The sequence below is a fragment of the Bradyrhizobium sp. STM 3843 genome (assembly GCF_000239815.1).
Classification (GTDB): domain Bacteria; phylum Pseudomonadota; class Alphaproteobacteria; order Rhizobiales; family Xanthobacteraceae; genus Bradyrhizobium.
Genome location: NZ_CAFK01000040.1, coordinates 1 through 26,263, shown reverse-complemented (window position 1 = coordinate 26,263; position 26,263 = coordinate 1). Strand labels below are relative to the sequence as shown.

Sequence of the window (26,263 nt, the reverse complement as noted above, 5' to 3'; positions counted from 1 at the left end):
AGCTGGCGCCCGCGGCAACCAGGCGGTTGGTGAGCTTCGTATAGATCGCCAAGGCGCTTCGGCGTCATTGGCTCACAGGTTTGTTGAGAAGCGTCGGCGTAACAGATCTCCGACATTGCGGCGACGTCACTTGCTCGCATGTCAGTCTTCCTGCTGCTGCTCCGTCTCCGGCGGCGTTGCGTCCTGGGAGCGTGACGCCGGCGAACGCGGCGTGAGGGTCGTCTCGAAATCGGTTGCATCGGCAGCGGCAGGCCACCACGGACGCTGCGTGCCCTGAGGCCGAACGGCCTCGACGGCAAAGCCCTGCCCGCGCCGCGTCAGTGCCAGCGCGCCCTGATGCTGCAGCCGGTCGCGATCGACCACCGACGCGGCGCAGTCCGACGGCGCCTGCCTGGTGGTGATGATCAAAGCGGCCCGTGCGCAATCATCCTCCAGCGCCTCGGCGCGCAGCGCGAGCGAGACGAAGCGCCCATCGGCAACCGGCACCACGCAGCCTGCGTCATCGCAGGAGACGCCGTCAGCAAGCGAGGCATCGGCCGGCGTGCGTGCATCCGCATCCGCGGCGAGCCATTCCTGCACCAGGAAGACGTCCTTGCCGGTGCGCATCAGATGCAGCCGGCCGTCACGGCCGCGCACCGCGACATTGCGGGCATCGCCGGAGATCATGATATCGGGCTGCGGCGTCATCATCGCCCAGAGGATCGCGCCCGCGAGCACGAGCGCGCCCGACCAACGCAGCGGCGTGCGCAGGAAGCCCATCACGACCAGGCCGAGGCTTGCCGCGATCAGGGGGCCGATGCCGAACGCGGTGACACGCCCGACCGCGCCCGGCAAGGCTGCGACCCAGCGCGTCACCGCGATCATCCAGTCGATGCCCCATCCCATCAGCGACCAGAACGGACCATCGAGGCCGAGCGGCGCGGCCGCGAGCCCCAACAGTCCCGCCGGCATCACGAGAGCCGAAACGACCGGCATCGCCGCGAGATTGGCGAGCACGCCATAGGGCGTCACGCGATGGAAATGGAAGGCGGCGTAAGGCGTGGTCGCGAGCCCCGCGACCAGCGAAGCGAACAGCAGCATCATGAGCTCGCGGCCGCCCCACATCGCGACGCGCGCGGCGCTCGAGCTGTCCGGCGTCGCGAACAGCTGCGGCAGACCCAACTGCACCAGCACGACCAATCCCAAGGTGGCCGCGAACGACATCTGAAAGCTCGGATGCACCAGCGCCTCCGGCGCGATCACCAGCACGATCATCGCGGCGACCGCGAGCGTGCGGAAGGTGATGGCGCGGCGGTCGACCATGACCGCGATCAGCACGACCGCCGTCATGTAAAAGGATCTTTGGGTGGCGACCTCAGCACCCGAGAGCAGCAGATAGAACGCCGCCGCAATCAGCGCCGCGATGGCCGCCCACTTCTTGATGGGATGGCTGACATGGAGCCCCGGGATCAACGCGAGAAGCGCGCGAACCGCAAAGAACACGACGCCGGCGACGACTGCCATGTGATAGCCCGAGATCGAGAGCACATGGCCGAGCCCGGAGATGAACATCGCATCGTTCACCGGGGTGGTGATGGCATCCCGCCGCCCCGTCAGCAGTGCGGTCGCGATGGCGCGCTCATCGCCATCGAGCCGGGCGCGGATGCGCGCATCGATCGTGTCGCGCAGGTCCTGCATGAAGGCGGCGTAGCGCAAGCCAAAGCCGCCCTCCTGGGGCGGGGCGACCGTCTTGATCGCGCCCATCACGAAGCCGGAGGCGCCGATGCCCTGGAAGAACATGTCGCGCGCAAAATCGTAAGCGCCCGGCCGCAATGGCGCGAGCGGCGGCAACAGCCGCGCCTTCAGCTCTACGAAGCTGCCGACATCGGGCGCCATGCCCTTCTTCACCGACAGCCGCACCCGCGCCAGCGTGATCTCGCCGCGCGGGCTCTCCATCTCGGTGACGCGCAGCACGAAGCGGTCCGAGCGCTCGCGGATGTCACGGGTCTCGACAAAGCCGGACAGCGCGACCGAATAAAGCGGCCGCGCCAGCACCGTGTGCGCGAGCCGCGCCGTCCTCGCCGTCGCGACCGTGAAGCCCGCGGCTGTGGCTGCGATCATCACCGCGATCGGAAATAGCCGGTGACGCCGCAGCAGGAAGGCCGCGGCAGAGAGCATCAGCGCCAGTGTCGCCGCCACCCACAGCACGGGCTCGTGATCGGCCGTGAAGTAGAGCGCGATCCCCGCACCAAAGGCGACCGGCACCCAGGGCAGGAACCGACCTACCCCGGCCTCCGCACGCGCCCAGGCCTTGAGTTTCGCAAGCCACGACGACCATGTCTCGGTGTCCGCGAGATAAGCGCCGGCCTGCACCGCCCGGCGCGGCGGCCAGACATCCGCGACGGCCCCGGCGAATCCGCGCCCCCGGCCTGGTGGCCTGTCCGGCTCCGCCATCACACTCGCACTCCTGAACCTCGGTAAAAGCTACCGGAAGGTGCAAGCGGGCGGCTAGCGGAACGGAACGGGAATCTACGGGGGGGGGATCGTCCCCGTCAGGAGGTCGAGGAACTTTCCTCGTGCTCGGCGGTTAGTGACGGTATGGTTGACCAGGATAATCCATTCGCCGATCTCGGTCTCGAGCAGGCGATTCATCTGCGCTGGGCGTTGCGCGACATCAAGGCGCGACGTCTATCGCTTGCGCCCGTCAGCGATGATGACCTGCGGCTCTTGACCGAGCGTGGTCTCGTGGAGGTCGCGGACGGCGGGCCGGTGCTGACGCAGGCCGGCCTCGACACGATCGAGTGAGGATCGGATTTAAGCCCGCCGCCGCCGCTCGCTCGCTCCCAACCAGCAACAAGCATAAGCCGTCAGCAAATTGGCAAAAGCCATGTCGTGCCGTCGCCGCTTGTGTGGCCGCCGTTCGCGCGTGCGACCATACAGAGTGACGGCAGTGATGGCGGCGGCCCTCAGCCCTTCGCCACTTCCTTGGCAAAGCTGTCGCGCAAGCCGATCGTGCGGTTGAACACGAGCTTGTCAGGCCGCGAGTCGGGGTCGCGCACGAAATAACCCTGCCGCTCGAACTGCATCGGCGCATCGGAATTGCTCTCTGCGATCGCCGGCTCGATCCGCGCGTCCTCCAGAATCTCGAGCGAGTTCGGATTGAGGTCGGCCGCGAAATTCGCCGCATCGGGTGCAGGGTTCGCGAACAGCTGATTGTAGATCCGGATCTCGGCCGGCTTCGACTGTGCCGCCGGCAGCCAGTGCATAGTTGCCTTGACCTTGCGTCCGTCGGGCGCGTTGCCACCCTTTGTTGCGGGATCATAGGTGCAGCGGAGCTCGACGATGTCGCCCGCGGCGTTCTTGATCACCTCGCGGCATTTAATGAAATAGGCATAGCGCAGCCGGACCTCGGTGCCCGGAGACAGCCGGAAGAACTTCTTCGGCGGGTTCTCCATGAAATCGTCCTGCTCGATATAGAGCTCGCGGCCGAACGCGATCTTGCGCGTGCCCGCCGAGGGATCATCGGGGTGGTTGATGGCCTCGAGCTCTTCCACCTGCCCTTCCGGATAATTCTCGATCACCACCTTCAGTGGTCGCAGCACCGCCATGCGGCGAAGCGCCGTGCGGTTGAGCTCCTCGCGGATGCAGAACTCCAGCATGCCGACATCGACGACGCTGTTGGACTTGGCGACTCCGATCCGCTTGACGAATTCGCGGACCGCCGCCGGCGGCACGCCGCGGCGCTTCAGCCCCGCAATCGTCGGCATGCGCGGGTCATTCCAGCCGGAGACATGGCCCTCCTGGACCAGCCGCGTCAGCACGCGCTTGGACAGCAGCGTGTAGGTGAGATTGAGGCGCGCGAATTCGTACTGATGCGGATGCGACGGCACCGGCAGCTTGTCCAGAAACCAGTCGTAGAGCGGCCGATGGTCCTCGAATTCGAGCGTGCAGATCGAATGGGTGATGCCTTCGATCGCGTCCGACTGGCCGTGGGCGTAATCGTAGCTCGGATAGATCGACCATGCGTCGCCGGTGCGCGGATGGTGCGCGTGCAGGATGCGATAGAGCACGGGATCGCGCAGATTGATGTTGCCGGCCGCCATGTCGATCTTGGCGCGCAGCACGCGCGCGCCATTCGGGAATTCGCCCGCCTTCATCCGCCGGAACAGGTCGAGATTCTCCTCGACCGGACGGTCGCGGAACGGGCTGTTCTTGCCAGGCTCGGTCAGGGTGCCGCGCGAGGTCCGGATCTCCTCCTGCGACTGGTCGTCGACATAGGCGAGGCCGGCCTTGATCAGCCCTTCCGCCCAGTTGTAGAGCCGGTCGAAATAATCGGAGGCGTAGAACAGGTTGTCGGCCCAGTCATAGCCGAGCCAGCGCACGTCGGCCTGGATGGAATCGATATATTCCTGCTCCTCCTTGGCCGGGTTGGTGTCGTCGAAACGCAGATGGCAGCGGCCACCGAACTCCTGGGCGATGCCGAAGTTGAGGGCTATCGACTTGGCATGGCCGATATGCAGATAGCCGTTCGGCTCCGGCGGGAACCGGGTCACGACCGTCTTGTGCTTGCCGCTGTCGAGATCGGCCTGAACGATGTCGCGGATGAAATCGCGCCCGGTCTCGGCCGTCGTGTCTGTCGTCGTCATCAAACCTGTCCTGCTTCGGATCGTGAAACAGTATGTGCCAAATCCGCCATCCCCACGGAAGGCTTTAGTTATGCGCAGGGCCTGCTATACACCCCCCGCCCCTTAAGCCCCGAAATCGCTGCCGCTGCCACCCATGACCGCTCCCATCATCACGCGCTTTGCCCCCTCGCCGACCGGTTTTCTCCACATCGGAGGCGCCCGGACGGCCCTGTTCAACTGGCTCTACGCGCGCGGTCGCGGCGGCAAGATGCTGCTTCGAATCGAGGATACCGACCGGGAGCGTTCGACCGCGGCGGCGATCGATGCCATCCTGGACGGGCTGAAATGGCTCGGGCTCGATTGGGACGGCGAGGTCATCTACCAATATAGTCGCGCCGCGCGCCATCGCGAGGTCGCCGAACAGCTGCTCGCCAGCGGCATGGCATACCGCTGCTATGCCAGCCCGGAGGAGTTGGCAGCCATGCGCGAAAAGGCGCGCGCGGAAGGCCGCACCCGGCTCTACGACGGCATGTGGCGCGACCGCGACCCGAAGGATGCGCCTGACGGCGTCAAGCCGACGATCCGGCTGCGCGCGCCCCTGACCGGCGAGACCGTGATCGAGGACCAGGTGCAGGGCCGCGTGGTCTGGCAGAACGAGAACCTCGACGACCTCGTGCTGCTCCGGGGCGACGGCAATCCGACCTATATGCTGGCGGTGGTCGTCGACGACCACGACATGGGCGTCACCCACATCATCCGCGGCGACGATCATCTGATCAATGCTGCGCGCCAGAAGCAGATCTACGATGCGCTGGGCTGGGCCGTGCCGTCGATGTCCCACATTCCGCTGATCCACGGGCCCGACGGCTCGAAGCTGTCCAAGCGGCATGGCGCGCTCGGCGTCGATGCCTACCGTGCGATGGGATATCTGCCGGCAGCGCTGCGCAATTACCTGGTGCGGCTCGGCTGGAGCCATGGCGACCAGGAGATCTTCTCCACCGAGGAGATGATCAAGGCCTTCGATCTGCCGGCCATCGGCCGCTCGGCGGCGCGCTTCGACTTCGCCAAACTCGAAAATCTGAACGGGCACTACATTCGTCACACCGACGACCCGGCGCTGGTGGCGATGTTCGAGGACGTGCTGAACTATGCCCCGCAGGGAGCGGCGCTGAAGCCCAAGCTCAACGATCGGACACGCGCCCAGCTCCTGATGGCGATGCCGAGCCTGAAAGAGCGCGCCAAGACGCTTCTGGAGCTGATCGATGCGGCCGGCTTTATCTTCGCCGAGCGGCCGCTCCCGATCGACGCCAAGGCGGCGGCCCTGCTGACGCCTGATAATCGCGCCCTGATTGGGCGGCTGTACCAGGCGCTGGAGAACGTCGAGCCCTGGAGCGGCCAGGCGACGGAGGCGGCGTTGCGCCAGTTCGCCGAGGCCAACGATCTGAAGCTCGGCGCCGTGGCGCAGCCGCTCCGGGCAGCGCTGACCGGGCGGACCACCTCGCCTGGCATTTTCGAGGTGCTGGCGGTGCTCGGGCGTGATGAATCCTTAGGCCGACTTAAGGACCAGGTTACCGTATAAGGTCGAATTGACCCCATCTTGCAGCGCACAGGGCAATACGATACGCATTTGCGCGGCACCGCACTAGACAAGTCCACGCGCCCTGCCATCTAGAGGAAATGGGCGCTTAACGATCTCATCGGGGACAACACGATGGACGCAGAATCCGCTACGAAAACCGCCACGCTCACCGTCGGCAACAAGACCTACGATCTCCCGATCCTGAGCGGCAGCGTAGGCCCCGATGTCATCGATATCGGCAAGCTCTACGCCCAGACCGGCATGTTCACCTATGATCCGGGTTTCACCTCGACCGCGAGCTGCCAGTCCAAGATCACCTATATCGATGGCGACGCCGGCGTGCTGCAATATCGCGGCTACCCGATCGAGCAGCTCGCCGAGCACGGCGACTTCCTCGAAACCTGCTACCTCCTTCTCTACGGGGAGCTGCCGACCAAGGCACAGAAGCAGGATTTCGACTATCGCGTGACCCATCACACCATGGTGCACGAGCAGATGGCCCGCTTCTTCCAGGGCTTCCGCCGCGATGCCCACCCGATGGCGGTGATGGTCGCTTCGGTCGGTGCGCTCGCTGCGTTCTATCACGACTCTACCGACATCAACGATCCGCAGCAGCGCATGATCGCTTCGATGCGGATGATCGCGAAGATCCCGACGCTCGCGGCGATGGCCTACAAATATACGATCGGCCAGCCCTTCGTGTATCCGAAGAACGCGCTGTCCTTCACCGAGAACTTCCTCAACATGTGCTTTGCCGTGCCGTGCGAGGAGTACAAGCCGAACCCGGTGCTCGCCGACGCGCTCGACAAGATCTTCATCCTGCACGCCGACCACGAACAGAACGCCTCGACCTCGACCGTGCGCATCGCCGGCTCCTCGGGCGCCAACCCGTTCGCCTGCATCGCGGCCGGCATCGCCTGTCTCTGGGGTCCGGCGCATGGCGGCGCCAATGAAGCCGCGCTGAACATGCTGGCCCAGATCGGCACCGTCGACAAAATTCCGGAATTCATCGCCAAGGTGAAGGACAAGAACAGCGACGTGCGGCTGATGGGCTTCGGCCATCGTGTCTACAAGAACTACGATCCGCGCGCGCGCATCATGCAGAAGATGTGTCACGCGGTACTGAAGGAGACCGGCCACGCCGACGACCAGATGCTAAAGGTCGCGCTGGAGCTGGAGAAGATCGCGCTGAGCGACCCCTACTTCATCGAGCGCAAGCTGTATCCGAACGTCGACTTCTACTCGGGCATCACGCTGAAGGCGATGGGCTTCCCGGTCTCGATGTTCACCGTGCTGTTCGCGGTCGCCCGTACCGTAGGCTGGATCAGCCAGTGGAGCGAGATGATCGAGGATCCGCAGCAGAAGATCGGCCGTCCGCGCCAGCTCTTCACCGGCCTCACCACCCGCGAATACGTCGCCATGGACAAGCGCAAGTAAGCGCTCACTGCATCCGGTTCGCGAACGGCGCCGTCAACCCTGACGGCGCCGTTTTCGTTTTCTGTATCGGCCGTCATTGCGGGCGCTTCGTCGCTTCGCTCCTCGCAATGACCAAAGCGAGACTGTGCAGTTGATGCAGCATTGTGACTTCGGAAAACCGACTTCCAATTTCCCGAATCGGGCTCTAAGCACCTCGAGCCGAACTAACTCGGCAGCCTACCCTGGCGCATCACCTGCAGCACGATATCGGCGGCGCGCACGCTCGGAGAGGCAGCACCGGTGGCCATGATCTGATCGAGCCTGGCGAAGGCCTCGCATTGCCGCGTGCGCGCCGGACTATCGGCCAGCACCTCGGCCAAGGCAGGCGCGAGATTCTCGGCCGTGCAGGCCTCCTGCAGATATTCCGGGATGACGTTCTCGCCGATCACGAGATTGGCGAGAATGACGGATTGGACGCGGATCACGCGGCGCAGGATGAAGGCTTCGAGCTCGCCGACGCGATAGGCGGTCACCATCGGCACGCCGGAGATCGCGAGCTCCAGCGTCACGGTGCCGGACTTGGCGAGCGCCGCGCGCGCGATCCGGAAGGCTTGGCGCTTTTCCGCCTCGCCGATCACGATCTGCGGGGTGACCTGCCAGCTCGCCAGCCCATTCCTAACAGCGCTTTCCAGGTGCGGCGTGGTCGGCAACAGTGCCTCGAAGGCCAGCCCCTTCGCACGCAGCGCGTCGAGTGTCTGCCCGAACACCGCCATGTGCCGCGCCACTTCGCTGCGCCGGCTGCCGGGCAGGACCAGCAGCACCGGCGGCTGTGCATTGCGCCGCTCCTGCTCGTCCGCATTCGGGCGCAGCATCGAAAGCTGCTCGATCAGGGGATGGCCGACGTAAGTGCAAGGCGGGCCATTGAGCTTGCGGAATTCCTCCGGCTCGAACGGCAGCAGCGCCAGAACGTGGTCGACGTAAGCGCGCATCGCGCGCGCCCGGCCCGGCCGCCACGCCCACACCGTCGGCGCCACATAATTGACGATTGGAATCGCAGCGTTGCGGGCGCGCACGCGCCGCGCCACGCGTTGGGTGAAGTCGGGACTGTCGATGATGACGAGGATATCAGGCGTCGACGTCAGGATCGCATCGACCGTCTGCCCGATCAGCCGCAGGATCTTCGGCAGCTGCTTCACCACCGCCGAGAAGCCGACGATCGACAGCTCCTCGATCGGAAACAGCGACGTCAATCCTTCCCGCGCCATGCCGCGACCACCGACGCCGGAGAACTCCACCGCATCACCAAGGCGCTGCCGCAGCACCTTCATCAGGCTGGCGCCGAGCCGGTCGCCGGACTCCTCCGTCGCGACCAGGCAGATCTTGCGCAGCGCCGGACCGTCGGGCATCCGCGCCATCATGCCACCACGCCCGTCACGAACAGACCGGCGCGATCGGCGGCCGCGATGGTCTCCTGCGGCTCGGCAATCAACGTGTGGCTTGCAGCGACCGCCACGCCCGCGAGACCCGCGGCGGCAACGCCCTCGATCGTGCGCGGGCCGATCGTCGGCAGATCGAACCGGAGATCCTGGCCGGCTTTGGGCGCCTTCACCAGCACGCCCCGCCCGGCAGCCGCGCGAATGCGGCGGCTGGTGCGCAGGCGGGCAATGCGCGCCAGAAGCCCGTCCGTGCCCTCGATATCCTCGACCGCAACGACATGCCCGTCGACCACCACCACGGCCTGGCCGACATCGAACGGCGCCAGCGCACGCAGCACGGCGATCCCCTTGGCGATGTCCTCCACCAGAAGGTCGTCCGGCCGACGGCGTGTCAGCCGTCCCTCAGGAACGAACAGGCTGGGCGCGACGTCCTTGACTCCGACCATGCGAAAGCCGTGACGCTCGAAGATGCGTGCGACCCCCGACAGCAAATGATCGTCGCCGCCTCGGAACGAGGCCCAGATGCGCGGCAGCTCGCGCAGCGTGCCCAGATCGATCCGGATTTCCGACAATGCGGGGCGGACCAGATTGCCGATGAACAACAGGTCGCGGCAGCCTTCGGCCTTCAAGAGCTTCACGGCGTGGCCAAGCTGGCCGAGCGCGATCCAGTGATGGCGAAAGCGGGTAAGTGGCTTCGGATCGCAGATGCCCTTCAACGCGAACAGAACTGGCGTCAATCCGCGCGCGACCATCGCATCGGCGACCGCGAACGGCATGACACCGCCGGCGGCAATCAAACCGACCGGCGACGCAATCACGACAGTCGCTTCGCTCATGACGCGCTAATTCTCGGCCGTGGGCCGGTCGGTCTCGGGAAGGCAGAGGGCACGATGCCTGCTGCCGTCGATGAAGGCGAGGATCTCCGCGATCGCCGGATCCTCGCCGGCCAGCGGACGCACGGCGGCAAGGCGCTCGGCGAACACGCCGGGACCATGGAAGAGCTTCTGATAGAAGGCGCGCACGGTGGCGAGCCGGTCGCGGGTGAATTTACGGCGCTTCATGCCGATGATGTTCAACCCTTCCAGCGCCGCATACTGGCCGTTGACGAGGCCGTAGGGAATGATGTCGCCGCGGACGCCGCAGACGCCGCCGACCATGACGCCGTGGCCGATCCGGGTGAACTGATGCACCGCCGACAATCCGCCGATATAGACGGCATCGCCGACTTCGACATGGCCGCCGAGCGTGGCCGAGGTCGCGAAGATCACGTCGTTGCCGACAGCGCAATCGTGGGCGACGTGGGCGTTGTTCATGAAGAAGCCTCGGTCGCCGATTGTCGTCAAACCGCCGCCCTTGGTGGTGCCGATATTCATCGTCACGCCCTCGCGGATAGTACAGCCGGAGCCGATCACGAGCCGGTGCGGCTCGCCACGATAGCTTAGATCCTGCGGCGCGCCGCCGAGCACGGCAAATGGCGAGATCACGTTGTCGTCGCCGATCGTCGTGTGCCCCATGATCTGGACGTGGGAGATCAGCCTGCAGTTCGCGCCGATCACGACGTTCGGCCCGATCATGCAGTAGGGACCGATCACGGTGCCGTCGCCGATGATGGCGCCGTCCTCGACGCGGGCGGTAGGATCAATCTTGGTCATGTCTCACGCAATCAACTCGTATCGGCACATCAGTCCGTCAGCATGGCGCCGACATCGGCTTCCGCCACCGTGACGCCGTCGACCTTGGCATCGCCGTGAAACCACCACATGGTCTTGCGGCGGCCGATCGAGCGCATGTGATATTCGATGGTCTGGCCGGGCAGCACCGGCTTGCGGAACTTGCACTTGTCGATGGTGAGGAAATAGACCGCGCGCGGCTTATCGGTGCCCTCGACCGATTTGATGCCGATCACGCCTGCGGTCTGCGCCATGCCCTCGATCATCAGCACGCCCGGATAGACCGGCCGCTCGGGAAAATGACCCTGGAAGCAAGGCTCGCCGATCGAGACGTTCTTGACGCCGATGCCGCTGTAGTCGGCGCGGATGTTCTTGACGCGGTCGATCAGGAGAAACGGATAACGGTGCGGAAGCGTTTTCAGGATCTCGTTGATGTCGATGTCCGCAAACCTGATCGGTGACTCCTCCATCACTCCTGTCCTTCGTCCTTCGGATTCGCCGCGGTCATGTCGCGCACCAGCCGCTCCACCGCAACGATCTCGCGAAACCACTGCTTGGTCGGCTTGGCGAAATGACCGCCCCACCGCCCGTTCGGCGGGATGTCGTCCTTGACCGCGCTCATCGCGGTCACCTGCGCGCCATCACCGATCTTGAGGTGATTATTGATGCCGACCTTGGCCCCAAGCGCAACGTTGTCGCCGATCGTGAGGCTTCCCGCCAGCCCGATCTGGGCCGCCAGCAGGCAATGCCGGCCGATTGTGACATTGTGGCCAATTTGGACCTGGTTATCGACCTTGGTGCCCTCGCCGATCACGGTGTCGCGCAGGCTGCCGCGGTCGATGGTGGTGCCTGCGCCGACCTCGACATTGTTCTGGATCAGCACCCGTCCGGTCTGCGGCACCTTGAGGTGGCCATCCGGTCCGAAGAACAGGAAGCCGTAACCGTCCTGCCCGATGCTGCAGCCGGGATGGATCAGCACGTCATTGCCGATCAGCGCGCATTGGATCACCGTCCGCGCTCCGACATTGCAGTCGCGACCGATCTTGACGTGAGGCCCGATGACGGCGCCGGCGCCCACGACGGTGCCCGTCCCGATCTCGACATGGGCGCCAATCACCGCGAGCGGCTCGACGATCACGCCGTCTTCCAGCCGTGCGGTCGGATCGATGATCGCCTGCGGCGCGATGCCGTCGCAGCCGAACCAGGATTGCGGCCTCAGCGCATCCTGGTGCAACTCGCGCGCGAGCTGGACGAAAGCCCGAAACGGCTGCGCGATGCGCAAGACCGCGACGTGGGCGGGCACGCGCGCCTCGAAGCGCGGGCTGACCAGACAGGCCCCGGCCTTGGTCGCGGCGAGCTGATCGACATATTTGAGGTTATCGAAGAAGGCCAGATGCTTAGGCCCGGCTTCGTCGAGCGAAGCCAACCCCCTGACCACCTGCTCGGCCCTGGAGCTATCGACCAGGGTGGCCTTGGTGGCGGCCGCGATCGCAGCCAGCGTCATCGGAGCGGGTTGTTGAAAGAAGCTCGGCTCAGCCATTCCATCCGTCACAGTGCGGCAGGTGATCATGCGGCAGGTGATCAAGAATCAAAAGCTCGGCTCCGGTGCCCCGGAGCCGAGCTCAATCCTACACCATCAGCGCGTTATTCACGCGAATACGTAGCGGGTCAACCCGTTCAGTATCAGAAGCTGGTACCGCCGCCGAACCGGAACTCCTGGGTGCGGTCAAACTGACCCTTGGTGAGCGGGACCGCATAATCGAACCGCAGCGGACCGAACGGAGACTGCCACACCAGACCGACACCCACCGAGCTCCGGACCTTGTTCTGGTCGTCGAACACGAGGCCAAGGCAGGTTCCCGGATTGGCAGGCACCGTCGCAGTTGCTGGCGTCGGCCGGATACAGCCGGGCGTGTTGACTTCGCCGGTCTGCGCCCAGGACGTCGGGCCCTGATAGCCCCACAGGCCGCCGGCGTCGGCATAGACCGCGCCCTTCAGACCCACTTCCTTGGGCAGGAACCAGAACGGCATCTGCAATTCGAACGAAGCGCCCCAGTACTTGGTGCCGCCGATCGCGTCCATCGTTCCGAACGGATTGATGTCACGCGGACCGATGCCGTTCGGGGCGAAGCCGCGAACCAGGTTCGGACCCATCTGGAAGTGGTCGAGCATGCGCAGTTCGGTATTGCCGACCTTGTTCAGGATACCGCCCTGGAGGTGGACGATGCCGACGATATCCGAGACCAGCGGCGTGAAGTATTTCGCGTCCAGCGCGGTCTTCAGGTAGGACACGTCGCCGCCGACGCCCGCGAAGTCCTGCTTGAAGTCGATCAAGAGGCCATCGGTCGGGTTCTTGTTGTTGTCGAGCGTGTTGTAGGTCAGCGTATAGCCCAGCGCCGAGGTCAGCGAGCGGCCATTCGCCAGTTCCTTGCGAACCGGCAGCGATGCCTCGCCGTCGGCAAAACAGCCCAATCCATTATTCCCGGTCGGATCGACGCCACCCAGATTGGCATTGATGAAGGCCGGCGTCGGATTGAAGGGAATCTGGCCGTTGTTCGGGGCGATGTTGTTACAGTTCGCCAGCGTCGCCGGCAGCGTGATCTCCTGCTGGTAGATCGAGTAGCGCAGCTGCAGCGAGAGGTCCTCGCGGAGCTGGAACCCTAGCCGCGGGCTGAAGCCCAGCGTCTTGGTACCGTAGGAGATGAAGTTGTTGGCGAGCTGCTGGCGCTGGTACAGGTCGAGGCCCAGCGCGACGCGATAGTCCAGCAGATACGGCTCGACGAAGGAGAGCGAGTAGCCGCGCGCGAACTGGCCATAGGTCACGGACGCCTTGGCAAACAGGCCCCGCCCTAGGAAGTTGCGCTCAGAGATCGAGACTTCGGCCAGCGCGCCATCCGTGGTCGAATAGCCGCCCGAGACCGAGAAGTCGCCGGTCGATTTCTCCTCGAGATCGACGATCAGGATCACGCGGTCGCTGGAGGAGCCCGGCTCGGTCGTGATCTTCACGCTCTTGAAGAAGTCGAGGTTCTTCAAGCGCCGTTCGGCACGGTCGACCAGGGCGCGGTTGTAGGCGTCACCTTCCGAGATGTCGAACTCGCGGCGGATCACGTAATCGCGGGTGCGGGTGTTACCGCGGACGTTGATGCGCTCGATGTAGGTGCGCGGGCCTTCGTCGATCGCGAACACGACCGACACGGTATGCGCCTCGAAATTGCGATCGCCACGCGGACGCACCACGGCAAAGGCATACCCCCGCCGCGAGGCCTCAATCTGCATTTCCTCGACCGATTTCTCGACGTTCTCGACGTTGTAGAGCGAGCCGACATTGACGCGCGAGAAGGAGCGCAGCGAGTTGGGGTCGAGCGAGGCGATGGTCGATTGGAAGTCGACCGACGCGACCCGATATTGCTGGCCTTCCTCGATCTTGAAGGTGACTAGGAAGCCCTTCTTTTCCGGATCGTATTCGGTCAGCGCCGCCACGACCTGAACGTCGGCGTAGCCGTTCTTCAGGTAGAAGCGCCGAATCAGATCGCGGTCGGCCTCGACGCGGTCCGGATCGTAGACGTCGTTGCCGCCCAGGAAGCTCAAGAGGTTCGATTCATGCGTCTTGATCACGTCCTTCAGGCGATAGGCCGAGAACGCATTGTTGCCGACGAATTCGATCGACTTGACGCCGGTCTTGGCGCCTTCCTCGATCGTGAAGACCAGGTCGACGCGGTTGTTCGGCTGCTCGATGATCTCAGGCGTGACGTGGACGTCGTAGCGGCCCGAATGGCGGTAAATCTCCGCGATTCGCTGGGCATCCGACTGCACCATCGGCCGCGAGAAGGTGCCGCGCGGCTTGGACTGCACTTCGGCCGTCAGCTGCTCGTCCTTGATCTTCTTGTTGCCCTCGAAGGCAACGCGACCGATCACGGGATTCTCGACCACGGTGACGACGATGCGCCCGCCCTGTCGGTTGATCTGCACGTCCTGGAACAGGCCGGTCTCGATCAAGGCCTTCAGGCCATCATCGATTTGGCCCGGCCCCAGCGCGCCGCCTGGACCTGGCTTGAAATAGGAGCGGATCGTCTCGACCTCGACGCGGCGATTGCCGACGACCTCGATCGAATTCACCGTCTGTGCGGCAGCTGGCGAAATGACCACGCCCGCCAGCGGCATCGCCACCGGCACAGCGAACATGATCAGAGCGGCCAGCACGCCCCCCCGCACTCGCAATCCAAACTTCATGCGCAACGCGCCCTTATCATTCCGTTGTCGGCTCCGTACCCCTACGGAACAGACAGATTCCCATTTTGGTCGTTTCGCTTGTAGCCAATTTCACCTAGGCGGCAAACGCTGGATGTCTCCGTATTTTCATTTTCGTTTCAAAACGTTGCCCATCGGCCACGTCATACAAAAGCCGCGGTCAGGACCCCGCGAGGTGCAGGATGTCGTTATAGGTTGCAAACACCATCAGCATTAGAACAAGGCCCAAACCGATTCGGAACCCCATTTCCTGGGCCCGCTCCGATAAAGGCCGGCCCCTGGCGGCCTCGACCGCATAGAACAGGAGATGGCCGCCATCGAGCAGCGGGACCGGGAACAGGTTCAGGAGCCCGATCGAGACCGACAGGGTCGCGCACAGCTGCACGATAAACTGGAAACCAAGGCTCGCCGCCTGGCCGGACAGTTGGGCAATCCCGATCACCCCGCGAACGTCGCCGGCGCTGCCGGCCCCGACGAAGATGGAGGTGACGAATTTGAAGGTGGTCGAAATGATGAACCAGACCTGCTCGAAGCCGATCTTCACCGCCTCGACAACGCCGACCGGAACCGAGCGTGATTCGTCAGGGCGCGCGTTGTACTGGATGCCCAGCTGACCGATTCGGTGGGTGTTCCCGAACAGGTCCTTGACCTCCTTCAGCGCCGGCGCGGCCTTCAGCGTCAGATCGGCGCCGTCCCGCTTGACGTTGAAGGTCAGCTCCGAGCCAGCGTTGACCGACACGATACGCTGCATGTCGGCAAAACTGTCGATCTTTTCGCCGTCGATCGAGGTGACGATGTCGCCAACCTTGAAGCCGGCTGCCGCCGCGACGCTGTCGGCCTGCACCGCGTCGACCCGCGGGGTCGAGCTCGGCTTGCCGAAATAGAGCGCCATGCCGGCGAAGATGATGATCGCGAGAATGAAATTGGCGATCGGGCCGGCGGCGACGATGGCCGCGCGCGGCCCCACCCTCTTGTGGTGGAAGCTGCCGGCCCGTTCCTCGGCCGTCATCTTCGCCAGCGCCTCGGCCGACGGCGTCGAGGCCTCGCTCTCATCGCCGAAGAACTTGACGTAGCCGCCAAGCGGAATGGCGGAGATCTTCCAACGGGTGTTGTGGCGGTCGTTGAAACCGATCAGTTCCGGACCAAATCCGAGTGAAAACGTTAAGACCTTCACGCCCGCCCAGCGCGCCACCAGGAAGTGGCCGAGTTCGTGAAAGAAGACGACGATCGTCAGCACGAACAGGAAGGGGACGATATAGCCTAACAGGCCATGGCTCAACGTATTGAAAACATGCTGGAAAAATTCGGACATCCGATTCCCTTCCCGTGGGCCGGCGCCCCCCAACCCTCTAAGATGCTTTTAAGGCAATTTGAGGCAAGAGGGATGCGGCCAATTTTCGCGCGTTATGGTCAATGGCGATGGCATCGTCGGCCGACGTCAGCGGTGCCAAATTACCTGACCGAGTCCAATCCTCCAAGGTCGCCTCGACCAGGCGCGCGATGGCGCCGAACCTGATCTGGCCGGCGATGAACGCGGCCACCGCCACCTCGTTGGCGGCGTTGTACACGGTGGTCGCGCCGTGGCCGGTGCGCAGCGAGTCGTAGGCCAGCCGCAGGGCGGGAAAGCGCGCGAAATCCGGCGCTTCGAAGGTCAGGGTCCCGATCTTGGCGAGGTCGAGCTTCGCCGCCGGCCCCTTGATCCGGTCCGGCCAGCCCAGGCAGTGGGCGATCGGGGTTCGCATGTCGGGCGTTCCGAGCTGGGCCACCACCGAACAATCCGAAAACTCGACCATGCCGTGGATGATCGACTGCGGATGCACCAGCACGTCGATCTCGTCAGGCGAAAGAGCGAACAGATAGGAGGCTTCGATCACCTCGAGGCCCTTGTTCATCATCGAGGCCGAATCGATCGTGATCTTCTGGCCCATGCTCCAGTTAGGATGTTTCAGAGCCTGCGCCAGGGTCGCCTGCTCGATATCGGCCGCGGCCCAGGTGCGGAACGGTCCGCCGGACGCCGTGATGATGACCCGCACGAGTTCCTCGCGATTGCCCGACGACAGCGCCTGGAACAGCGCATTGTGTTCGGAATCGGCGGGCAGAATGCAGGCCCCGGCCTTGGCGGCGCGCTGCATGAACATATCGCCGGCACAGACCAGGCATTCCTTGTTGGCCAGCGCCACCGTCGCACCGCGATCGACGGCGGCGAGCGCCGGCTTCAACCCGGCCGCACCCGACACCGCAGCCATCACCCAGTCGGCGGGACGCGCGCCGGCCTCGGTGATGGCGCTCTCCCCTGCCCCGCATTCGATCCCGGTCCCAGCCAAGGCCTCGCGCAGTTCGGACAGGCGCGATGAATCGGCCACCGCGACGAAACGAGCGCTGAATTCGCGGGCGAGCTTCGCCAGCCCCTGCACGTTGCTGTTGCCGGTCAAGGCCTCGACCCGATAGCGCTCGGGCGAGGCGCGCAGCAGATCCATCGTGCTGTCGCCGATCGATCCGGTCGCCCCCAGCACGGTGATGCTGCGCACCGCCGCTGCCATGGCCTTGTTATTCCGCAATGGAACTGCGCTCATGGTTTCACCACATCAAGAGACCGCGGCCGACGCCATCGAGGCCGCCCCGCACCAAGCCTAAAATGGCCGCGAACACAATCGCGGCGACGTAACCGTCGAGTCGATCCAACAGGCCGCCATGGCCCGGGATAATGTGACTGGAATCCTTGACCCCGAAGTGCCGCTTGACCGCGGACTCGAAGAGATCGCCGAGCTGCGACACAACGGACAGAACGGCAGCAACGGCGAGCAGCGGTCCCAAATTGCCGGCGCCCGACGCCGCCCATCCGGCAGCGACAACCAGACTGCCGACAAAGCCACCGATCGCACCGGCCCAGGTCTTGTTCGGGCTGATCCGCGGGGCAAGCTTCGGCCCGCCGAGGCCGCGTCCCGCAACATAGCCGCCGATATCGCTCGCCCACACCACTAGAAGCACCAGCACCAGCGCGAACCAGCCATGGTCGTAATCAAGCCGCACCAGCACCGAAGCGAGCTGTGCGGCCGCCGTGTAGACGAACCCAGCCGCGGCCCAGCTGCGATGGCCGGCAGCCAGCATGACGACCACGACAAGTCCAAGCCCGAGAACGACGACTGCAAAATCGACGAGGCCAAGCGCAAGGCACACACCGGAGATGGCGAGCAGCAACGCGCCGGTCACGGTGACGCCGACCGCGCGCACCTCCCCGACCACCATCAGCCATTCGACATAGAGCCCGACAGCCGCCACCGTCACGAGCGCGGTCCAGAACACGCCGCCGGCATAGGCCGCGCCAAGGGCGAGCGGGATCAGCACCACGGCTGCCGCCACGCGCATGAGCAAATTATGCTGCGCACCCTTGTTTGGCTGCGCCCCCTTGGCGGCGTCGGCAGCGCTTGCGGTGTCGGTTTTGCTCACGATGCGGTTTTCGCCACGAGGCCGCCGAAGCGACGTTCCCGCCGGCCGAACTCGGCGATCGCGCCTTCGAGCGCGGCCTTGTCGAAGTCGGGCCAGTGAATGGGCACAAAAACCAGCTCACTATAGGCAGCCTGCCACATCAGGAAATTCGACAGCCGCTGCTCGCCGCTGGTGCGGATGATGAGATCGGGGTCGGGAATGTCGGGCGTATCGAGATGGCTGCTGATCGCCTCGGCATCGATGGACGCGACGTCGCGCTTGCCTTCGGCCACCTCGCGCGCTAGCTCTCGCGCGGCGCGCGCGATCTCCTGGCGCGAGCCGTAGTTGAACGCGACCACCAGCGTGAGTTTGGTGTTGTGACGGGTCAGCTCCTCGGCCTCGCTCAGGAGCGCACAGATGTCGGCCTCCAGCCCGGTTCGCTCGCCGATCACCCGCACCCGCACGCCGTCGCGATGCAGTGTCGCAAGATCATTGCGGATGAAGCGCCGCAGCAGGCCGAACAGATCGCCGATCTCGCTGGCCGGGCGCGACCAGTTTTCCGAGCTGAAGGAATAGATCGTGAGATGGCGGATGCCGAGCTCAGGGCATGCGCTGACCACGCGCCTCAGCGCATCGACGCCGCGGCGATGTCCCTCGGCGCGCGGCAGCCCGCGGGCCGCGGCCCAGCGGCCATTGCCATCCATGATGATGGCGACATGAGCCGGCCCATCGGGCCGGCCCGACGCCTCCGTCACCGGGGCCGCGGCATTGGACATGAGATGCACCCTTCAGACGGTCAGGATTTCCTTTTCCTTCGCCGCCAGCATCTGGTCGATCTCGGCGATCACGGCATCCGTCGCCTTCTGCACGTCGGCAGCGAAGCGCTCCTGATCGTCCTCGGAAATCTCGTGATTCTTTTCCAGCTTCTTGACGGTATCGAGACCGTCGCGACGGACGTGGCGCACGGCAACGCGCGCGGCTTCCGCATATTTATGCGCGACCTTGACGAGCTCCTTGCGGCGCTCCTGGTTCAGTTCGGGAACGCGCAGGCGCAGCACCTGCCCTTCGGTCGCCGGCGTCAGCCCGAGATTGGAATCGACGATCGCCTTTTCCACCGCCTTCACCATCGAGCGGTCCCAGACCTGGACCGACAACAGCCGCGGCTCCGGCACCGATACGGTCGCAAGCTGATTGAGCGGCATGTGCGAGCCATAGGCCTCGACCTGGACCGGCTCGAGCATCGAGGCCGAGGCACGGCCGGTGCGCAGACCGTTGAGTTCATGCTTGAGCGACTGGGTGGCGCCATGCATGCGGCGCTTCAATTCGTTGAGGTCGAACGGTCCGGTGGACATCACGCTTTCCTTTCTGCAACCCGTCGCTTCGCATCCGACTTGCGCGTCTTTAAGTTTCGCATCGCGCTTGCTTCGGATTCGGAAGGACTATCAGCAAATCCTTGTTTCGCTTTCGGTTCGACCGCTCGCTGCGAGCGGACGAACCGGTCGGCGGCCGCCCGCGCGGGTCAGCCGGCGACGATGGTGCCGCGACCCGCGCCCTGCAACATGGCACCGATCGAGCCGGGTTCGGCAATCGAGAACACAATGATAGGCAGCGACGTCTCGCGAGCAAGCGCGAATGCGGTCGCATCCATCACCTTGTAGCCGCCCTCGATCGCCTGGGAATGGGTCAGTCGGTCAAATCGCTGCGCCGCGGGATCCTGCTTCGGATCGGCGCTATAGACGCCGTCGACATTGGTCGCCTTGAGCACCGCCTGGGCATTGATCTCCGCAGCCCGCAGCACGGCCGTGGTGTCGGTCGTAAAGAACGGGTTACCAGTGCCGCCACCGAGCAGCAGGATCCGGCCCTCGGCCAGATGCTTGTGCGCTGCAGCGCGGGTAAACAGCTCGCAGATCTCCGGCATCACGAAGGCCGACAGCGCCTTGGCCGGCGTGCCCTTGCGCTCGATCGCGGCTTCCAGAGCCAGGCAGTTCATGATCGTGGCGAGCATGCCCATGGTGTCGCCGGTGGTCCGCGAGACCCCCTGGGCCGATACGCCACGAACCATGTTACCGCCCCCGACGACGACGGCAATCTCGACGCCGAGCTGTTGCGCTGCGATCAGGTCGCCGGCGATGCGGTCGACCGTCGGCTGGTCGATGCCGAAGGCATGGGGCCCTGCGAGATATTCGCCGGACAGCTTGACCACGACGCGACGATAGACCGGCTCAGCCATGTGCTATGCTTCCCTATCCCGCGCAAGCCGGCGCCGCATGGCGCCGGGCCTTCCCATGTCCGCCTTTGCTTACTTCTTGCCGCTGGCGGCGGCGACTTCGGCGGCGAAGTCGGTCTCTTCCTTCTCGATGCCCTCGCCCAGCGCGTAACGCACGAAGCCGGCGACCTTGATCGGACCACCGACCTTGCCCTCGGCTTCCTTCAGCGCCTGCGCGACCGACTTGCCGCTGTCATGGATGAAGGCCTGCTCGAGCAGACAGACCTCCTTGTAGAAGGTCTTCAGGCCGGATTCGACGATCTTCTCGATCACGTTTTCCGGCTTGCCCTGCTGACGGTACTTGTCGGCGAGCACGTCCTTCTCGCGCTTCACGAGATCAGCGTCCAGGCCCGCAGGCTCGATCGCCTGCGGATTGGCGGCCGCGACATGCATCGCGAGCTGACGGCCGAGATGCGCCAGCTCATCGGTCTTGCCGGGCGATTCCAGCGTGACGATGACGCCCATCTTGCCGGCGCCTTCGATCACGGCGCCATGAACGTAGCTCGACACCACGCCCTGGCCGACCTCGAGGCTGGCGGCACGGCGCAGCGTCTGGTTCTCGCCGATGGTCGCGATCGAGTCCGCGATCGCAGCCTCCACGGTGATGCTGCCGACCTTGGCCGCCTTGATCTTCTCGACATCGGCGCCGACGTCGAGCGCGACCTGCGCGATCAGCTTCACGAGGCCCTGGAAGTGCTCATTGCGCGCGACGAAGTCGGTCTCGGAGTTGACCTCGACCAGCACGCCCTTCTTGCCCGAGGTCAGCGCGCCGATCAGACCCTCAGCCGCGACGCGGCCGGCCTTCTTCGCCGCCTTGGAGAGGCCCTTCTTGCGCAGCCAATCCTGCGCGGCCTGGATATCGCCGTCGGTCTCGGTGAGCGCGGCCTTGCAATCCATCATGCCTGCGCCGGTCGACTCGCGCAGGTCCTTGACCATCGCTGCGGTGATAGTAGCCATTGTGAGCGTCCTTTTGCCTGGCGGAGCGCGGGCCGCGCCGAATCGCGCGCGCCGTCCGTCTCCAGGAAATCCGTAGATCGGTCGTGATGGCCGGCGTGTGACGCCGGCCACAGCATGTGGGCTTTAATTAAGCGTCGGCCAGCGACTTCGCCTGGGCGACCCAGGCATCGGCCCGGTTCGGAAGACCGACTTCCTCGGCGACCTGGTGCGCGGTGTCGTGGTTGAGCTCGGCGAGCTGCCAGTAGTGGAAGATGCCGAGATCGTTCAGCTTCTTCTCGATCGTGCCGGACACGCCGGTGAGCTTCTTGAGGTCGTCGGCGGTGCCGCGCGGACCAGGCAGGCCCTGGAACGTCGAGGCGGTCGGCGCCGTCGGCAGCTCCTCCTCGATCGGCGTCGCGGAGGCGCCGATGTCGATGCCGAGCTCGCCTTGTGCCCGCGAAATGCCGTCGATCGCAGCGCGCGCGATCAGCTCGCAATACAGCGAGATGGCGCGGCCGGCGTCGTCATTGCCCGGCACCACATAGGTGATGCCCTTCGGATCGCAATTGGTGTCGACGATCGCGGCGACCGGGATATTGAGGCGCTGGGCCTCCTGGATCGCGATGTCTTCCTTGTTGGTGTCGATCACGAAGATCATGTCGGGCAGGCCGCCCATGTCCTTGATGCCGCCGAGCGAGCGGTCGAGCTTGTCGCGCTCGCGCTGCAGAGTCAGCCGCTCCTTCTTGGTGTAGGAGTTGGCTTCGCCCGAGGATAAAACCTCGTCGAGATGACGCAGCCGCTTGATCGAGGCCGAGATCGTCTTCCAGTTGGTCAGCGTGCCGCCGAGCCAGCGCGAGTTGACGAAATACTGCGCGCAGCGCTTCGCCGCGTCGGCAACAGTGTCCTGCGCCTGGCGCTTGGTGCCGACGAACAGGATGCGGCCGCCCTTGGCGACGGTGTCGCTGACGGCCTGCAGCGCCGTGTGCAGCAGCGGCACGGTCTGGGCGAGATCGATAATGTGGATGTTGTTACGGGTCCCGAAAATGAAATCGGCCATTTTCGGATTCCAGCGGTGAGACTGGTGGCCAAAGTGAACGCCAGCTTCGAGCAGCTGACGCATAGTGAAATCGGGCAGCGCCATGGATCTATTCTCCGGTTGGTTCCTCCGGAAACGCGTGAGCAAATGCGAGCCTCGCGGCCCGGTTTGCCACCGGACGCCCTCTCAAGAGAGCCAAGTTTCCGTGTGAGATGGCGCGCTATATAGCCGGATTTTCGCGCAACGCAAGGAAATTGGGCCTATTCGGCCTGCAAAAGCTCGGCGAGGGCGGGTCTCGCCTGGTCCTCCTGGAGCGGAACGAAATCGACCGGACCCTTGTTGTCGGCTCCTGACGAAGCCGCCGCCATCACGCCAGCCCCGACCAGACCAAAGACAATCGCACCGCCCTGCATCGCTCTGGAGCGTTCACTCGGCCTGATCGAATAGAAATAGGTCCGACCCGGCTCGGTGTTGAAATCGAGGCTGGAATCGCCCGGAAACAGGATCTGGGTCGCAACCAGATGATGCGGCCCGGCCGGCCGATCGATGTAGACATAAGTCCCCGGCAGCAGCCGGTTGAGCGCGACCCCGTCGACCTTGGCGTCACACGACGTCCGATCCAGCCAAGCGTCTTTCTGGCTCATGATCACGATCCGCGACTGCCCGGAGCGTGGCGCGCCGATCTTCTGCGCCATGACAGCATATTCGGTGCCTTCCTTTCCGGTCAGGCACCCAGATACCAGCAACGCCAAGCCCAGCCCCGCAACCCCACGCCATTCCATTGCCACCCCCCGTAGTTCCCCGGGGTCACGGTATGACGGGAACCAGGACTTTTGCAACCTAAGGCAACGCCGACGTCCGGATTGCGCCGGAAGGTGTGGCTTTAAAGTTCCATCAGCTTTGATGAGCTCAACGATCAGGGCTGGTCTTGCGCACCTCGGCGCGATCAGCGTCCAGCTTGGACTTCAGCTGTTCGATGTCGCCCATGAAGGCCCCCTCGTCCCGCAGCGGGACCAGGCGCAAGGATGGCGGCATGAGGACGTGGGAAATGGTCTGCCGGCCCGAATTGGCAAAGGCCTCGGACCGCTGCAGCGTCTGAACGGCGATCGCGGTGCCCAGCAGCAGCCCGACCACGACGCCCTTTGCCACCAGATGGGTGCGGCCGACCTCGCGCAGATGCAGGAAACAGATCGCGGCGAGCACCAGCCAGGACGCGATGTATTGGTAGGAGAACACGCCCGGCAAGGTCAGGGCAAACGAGGAGAACTGCGCAAACGCGGTGTAGAGCCAGAACGCCAGCATTCCCGCTTCCGCGATCAGGACGTGGTGCAGAAACATGGAGCGGCCGGCGAACAGACGTGACAGCAGGGACCATATGCCGACCCAGGCGGCCGCCGTGCCGACCAAGGTCAGCGAGGGCAGCAGATAGTCCGACAGATGCGCCTCGGAGGTCTGGCCGAACCAGATGAGTAGCGCATCGATGCCGAGCAGGACGAGCCCTAGGCCGACCGCGGCCCAGACCAGCAGGGATCGGCGCTCTGACCCCGCGAGCCGCTCGGGCTCGACCGCATGGCCGCTCTCGCGGATGCGCACCAGGCTCTGCCCGATCCGGATCGGCTGCACCCCGTCCAGCACGACGCGTGCACAACGGCTCCTGCTCTTCTCGAGATAAAGACCGTTCGCGCTGCCGAGATCCTCCGCCACCAGCCGTCCGGCGTCATCCCTGACGATGCGGACGTGCTGCGCGGCGACATAGGGATCATCGACGATGACGTCGTTGTCATAGCCGCGGCCGATCGTGATCTCGGCGCGATCGACGCGAAAGCGTCCGACGACGTCGCGATGCCGGGAGAGAATCTCGACCCAGATCATCGGACGACCTGCAGCCCTTTGAGGAAACTCCGGCCGAGCCGCATCGCATCGTCATAGGCGATCGCCTGGAGGCTCAAGCGCGAGACCAACGCTTCGTCACCATGGTCCTGCGTCACTGCGACCAGCACCACGTCATACAGGCCCTCGAACTCGCGATAGCCCTGTGCACACCAGATGACGCGCAACGGCAATTGAGCGGACGAGGGCTTTGCGGCGACAAGCATTTTGCTGTCATTCCCGGCGTTCGCTGAACTCCCGTCGTTCGTCGCGGCGCTGGGGGCCAGGCCGACGAAATCCTCCACGCATCGCTGCGGCGTGTACCATTTCCGGAACGAACCACCCGTGGTCAGGCGCGGCTGCGCCAGCTGCGACAGCGCGGTCGCGAATTGGAATTCGTTGAGATCGGTCGACTTGGCGTAGGAGTTGCTGATCTGGACCGCGCCGGTGTTCAGGTCGGATGCGACGAACACGCTGGCATCTGCAGTGCAGGTGGTCGAATTGATGCTGGCGCGCGGCTTCGGCGAGGCGCTGGCGTTGGTCTGGCTCCAGCACTCGAACCACGATGCACGGGTTTCCGGCGCCTGATAGGTCCCGAGCGAGGCCGCGCGGAATCCCTGCTCCGCGAACGCGTGGTACAGCTCCGCGCGCCATGCCGCCAGCTGCGCGGTGACATCCTTGCGCAGATCGGCAGGCGCCGGATTCCGCGCGCGCGACCGTTCCAGCAAGGCAGCCGCAAACCGTGCCGGCACCAGGAAGCTGATCAGCTGACCGCCGCGGCGGGTGGCCACGTTGACGCCGACCACCTGCCCCTGCGCATTGACCGCAGGACCGCCGCTCATGCCGGGATTGAGCGCGCCGGTGAAATGGATGTGCTCGTTATAGCTGTGCTCGACCAGGCCGTTATAGGTGCCCTCGATGATCGTGAAACCTAGGTCGAGCGGATTGCCGAGCGAATAGAGCCGCTCGCCCTTCTGCAAGGTGCCGTCGAGCGCCGCCTTGTCGAAGCTGAAATATGGCGCGTCATGCTTGTCGACGCGAATGAGCGCGAGGTCGTTCGGCAGATCGACCGCGAGGAGGCTGACATCGCCATGAGTTCCGTCCGCCGCGGTGTATTCGAGCCGGTAGGTCTTGGGCTCGAGCGCCACGTCGGAGACGACGTGATAATTGGTGATCGCAAGCCCGTCCGGTGAGACCAGAAATCCGGAGCCGGTCGATGTCTGCCGCCCGGCGTCTGCGACCAGGGTGCGGATCTGCAGCAGGCGCGGCGGCGCCGACGCATAGACGCCCTCAGCGCCGGACGGAGCCTCGGCTGCAGCCTGGGTGATGCTGCAGAGGACGGCTGCGACGGCGCCCCAGCCGCGAAGCGCGCGCAAAACGCTGGCAATCGACAGTTCCAAACAAGCCCCCGCAAGACGCCGTCGCCCGAGGCGTTTCACATCAGAGACCGACGGCGTATGACCCGGCGGCCCGGCAATAACGAAAACACCGCGCGGTTGCAACCGCGGCCGAAATCATCGCGAGCGGACGCCAATCGCGTTCCGCCGCCGGCCTCATGATCCCCGCGCGATCAGCAATGCGGAACGTTTGGCGGACATTTCTTCGGTTGCGCAGCCGGCGCAGGCCTGGGCGGCGGCGCAGGCCGTGCCATCTGCGGCGGCGGCGCGGGTCGCGCCATCTGTGGCGGGGGTGCAGGGCGCGGCGGCGGTGGCGGCGCTGATGGCCGCACCATCGCGGTCGCCGGCGGATTGGGACGCGCCATCGGTGGCGGCGCCGG

General features: G+C 64.9%; 23 protein-coding genes. 4 read left to right on the top strand and 19 right to left on the bottom strand.

The genetic code is table 11. The features are described from left to right. Positions 1–141 precede the first annotated feature (141 nt). Positions 142–2,433, bottom strand: coding sequence for a ComEC/Rec2 family competence protein (locus BRAS3843_RS06010; RefSeq protein WP_035980937.1), 2,292 nt, complete (start codon positions 2,431–2,433; stop codon positions 142–144). Between the two features lie 144 nt (positions 2,434–2,577). Here BRAS3843_RS06010 and BRAS3843_RS06005 point away from each other — a divergent pair, with 144 nt between their 5' ends. Then, the gene (locus tag BRAS3843_RS06005; protein WP_008967873.1) at positions 2,578–2,784 is read left to right on the top strand and encodes a hypothetical protein; all 207 of its coding nucleotides are present in this window, start codon (positions 2,578–2,580) and stop codon (positions 2,782–2,784) included. 161 nt (positions 2,785–2,945) lie between these two features. Here BRAS3843_RS06005 and BRAS3843_RS06000 read toward each other — a convergent pair whose 3' ends face one another. After that, on the bottom strand, positions 2,946–4,625 hold the full coding sequence (locus BRAS3843_RS06000; RefSeq protein WP_008967872.1) for a glutamine--tRNA ligase/YqeY domain fusion protein: 1,680 nt from the start codon (positions 4,623–4,625) through the stop codon (positions 2,946–2,948). Positions 4,626–4,758: 133 nt separating this feature from the next. On the opposite strand from BRAS3843_RS06000, the gene gltX reads away from it, so the two are divergent. Continuing rightward, the gene (gene gltX, locus BRAS3843_RS05995) at positions 4,759–6,183 is read left to right on the top strand and encodes a glutamate--tRNA ligase (protein ID WP_008967871.1); all 1,425 of its coding nucleotides are present in this window, start codon (positions 4,759–4,761) and stop codon (positions 6,181–6,183) included. A 132-nt stretch (positions 6,184–6,315) separates the two neighbouring features. Then, positions 6,316–7,620: a citrate synthase gene (gltA, locus tag BRAS3843_RS05990; RefSeq protein WP_008967869.1), complete on the top strand. Its 1,305-nt coding sequence runs from the start codon at positions 6,316–6,318 to the stop codon at positions 7,618–7,620. Positions 7,621–7,823: 203 nt separating this feature from the next. On the opposite strand, the gene lpxB is transcribed toward gltA, so the two are convergent. The 17 genes from lpxB to BRAS3843_RS05905 form a co-directional block, all read right to left on the bottom strand. Then, positions 7,824–9,005, bottom strand: a complete 1,182-nt coding sequence (gene lpxB, locus BRAS3843_RS05985) for a lipid-A-disaccharide synthase (protein ID WP_085966916.1) — start codon at positions 9,003–9,005, stop codon at positions 7,824–7,826. A gap of 8 nt (positions 9,006–9,013) precedes the next feature. Next, positions 9,014–9,871, bottom strand: coding sequence for a UDP-2,3-diacylglucosamine diphosphatase LpxI (gene lpxI / locus BRAS3843_RS05980; protein WP_008967867.1), 858 nt, complete (start codon positions 9,869–9,871; stop codon positions 9,014–9,016). Between the two features lie 6 nt (positions 9,872–9,877). Continuing rightward, entirely contained in the window at positions 9,878–10,687 is an 810-nt protein-coding gene (lpxA, locus tag BRAS3843_RS05975) for an acyl-ACP--UDP-N-acetylglucosamine O-acyltransferase (protein ID WP_008967866.1), read from the bottom strand. A 29-nt stretch (positions 10,688–10,716) separates the two neighbouring features. Further along, a complete protein-coding gene (gene fabZ, locus BRAS3843_RS05970) occupies positions 10,717–11,175 on the bottom strand; it encodes a 3-hydroxyacyl-ACP dehydratase FabZ (RefSeq protein ID WP_008967865.1) in 459 nt (152 codons plus the stop codon). Next, positions 11,175–12,245, bottom strand: a complete 1,071-nt coding sequence (lpxD, locus tag BRAS3843_RS05965) for a UDP-3-O-(3-hydroxymyristoyl)glucosamine N-acyltransferase (RefSeq protein ID WP_008967864.1) — start codon at positions 12,243–12,245, stop codon at positions 11,175–11,177. Before lpxD ends, fabZ begins: the two co-directional genes overlap by 1 nt. 143 nt (positions 12,246–12,388) lie before the next feature. Then, positions 12,389–14,935, bottom strand: a complete 2,547-nt coding sequence (gene bamA / locus BRAS3843_RS05960) for an outer membrane protein assembly factor BamA (RefSeq protein ID WP_008967863.1) — start codon at positions 14,933–14,935, stop codon at positions 12,389–12,391. Positions 14,936–15,113: 178 nt separating this feature from the next. Beyond that, positions 15,114–16,265, bottom strand: a complete 1,152-nt coding sequence (rseP, locus tag BRAS3843_RS05955) for an RIP metalloprotease RseP (protein ID WP_008967862.1) — start codon at positions 16,263–16,265, stop codon at positions 15,114–15,116. 37 nt (positions 16,266–16,302) lie between these two features. Beyond that, entirely contained in the window at positions 16,303–17,526 is a 1,224-nt protein-coding gene (gene dxr / locus BRAS3843_RS05950; protein ID WP_008967861.1) for a 1-deoxy-D-xylulose-5-phosphate reductoisomerase, read from the bottom strand. Between the two features lie 4 nt (positions 17,527–17,530). Next, positions 17,531–18,400: a phosphatidate cytidylyltransferase gene (locus BRAS3843_RS05945; protein WP_008967860.1), complete on the bottom strand. Its 870-nt coding sequence runs from the start codon at positions 18,398–18,400 to the stop codon at positions 17,531–17,533. Beyond that, on the bottom strand, positions 18,397–19,155 hold the full coding sequence (locus BRAS3843_RS05940) for an isoprenyl transferase (RefSeq protein WP_008967859.1): 759 nt from the start codon (positions 19,153–19,155) through the stop codon (positions 18,397–18,399). Before BRAS3843_RS05940 ends, BRAS3843_RS05945 begins: the two co-directional genes overlap by 4 nt. A gap of 12 nt (positions 19,156–19,167) precedes the next feature. Next, a complete protein-coding gene (gene frr / locus BRAS3843_RS05935) occupies positions 19,168–19,731 on the bottom strand; it encodes a ribosome recycling factor (RefSeq protein ID WP_008967858.1) in 564 nt (187 codons plus the stop codon). A 167-nt stretch (positions 19,732–19,898) separates the two neighbouring features. Continuing rightward, positions 19,899–20,609 (bottom strand): UMP kinase, encoded by a 711-nt coding sequence (gene pyrH / locus BRAS3843_RS05930; RefSeq protein WP_008967857.1) that lies wholly within the window; start codon positions 20,607–20,609, stop codon positions 19,899–19,901. Positions 20,610–20,678: 69 nt separating this feature from the next. Next, the gene (gene tsf / locus BRAS3843_RS05925; protein ID WP_008967856.1) at positions 20,679–21,602 is read right to left on the bottom strand and encodes a translation elongation factor Ts; all 924 of its coding nucleotides are present in this window, start codon (positions 21,600–21,602) and stop codon (positions 20,679–20,681) included. A 127-nt stretch (positions 21,603–21,729) separates the two neighbouring features. Beyond that, on the bottom strand, positions 21,730–22,722 hold the full coding sequence (locus tag BRAS3843_RS05920; RefSeq protein ID WP_008967855.1) for a 30S ribosomal protein S2: 993 nt from the start codon (positions 22,720–22,722) through the stop codon (positions 21,730–21,732). A gap of 155 nt (positions 22,723–22,877) precedes the next feature. Continuing rightward, on the bottom strand, positions 22,878–23,399 hold the full coding sequence (locus BRAS3843_RS05915) for a DUF2846 domain-containing protein (RefSeq protein ID WP_244425131.1): 522 nt from the start codon (positions 23,397–23,399) through the stop codon (positions 22,878–22,880). A gap of 127 nt (positions 23,400–23,526) precedes the next feature. Beyond that, on the bottom strand, positions 23,527–24,489 hold the full coding sequence (locus BRAS3843_RS05910; protein ID WP_008967853.1) for an FHA domain-containing protein: 963 nt from the start codon (positions 24,487–24,489) through the stop codon (positions 23,527–23,529). Beyond that, entirely contained in the window at positions 24,486–25,862 is a 1,377-nt protein-coding gene (locus BRAS3843_RS05905; protein WP_050886361.1) for a serine protease, read from the bottom strand. Before BRAS3843_RS05905 ends, BRAS3843_RS05910 begins: the two co-directional genes overlap by 4 nt. A gap of 211 nt (positions 25,863–26,073) precedes the next feature. Here BRAS3843_RS05905 and BRAS3843_RS41345 point away from each other — a divergent pair. Further along, positions 26,074–26,263 (top strand): hypothetical protein (locus BRAS3843_RS41345; RefSeq protein ID WP_201768840.1); only part of this gene is annotated, 190 nt, incomplete at its 3' end.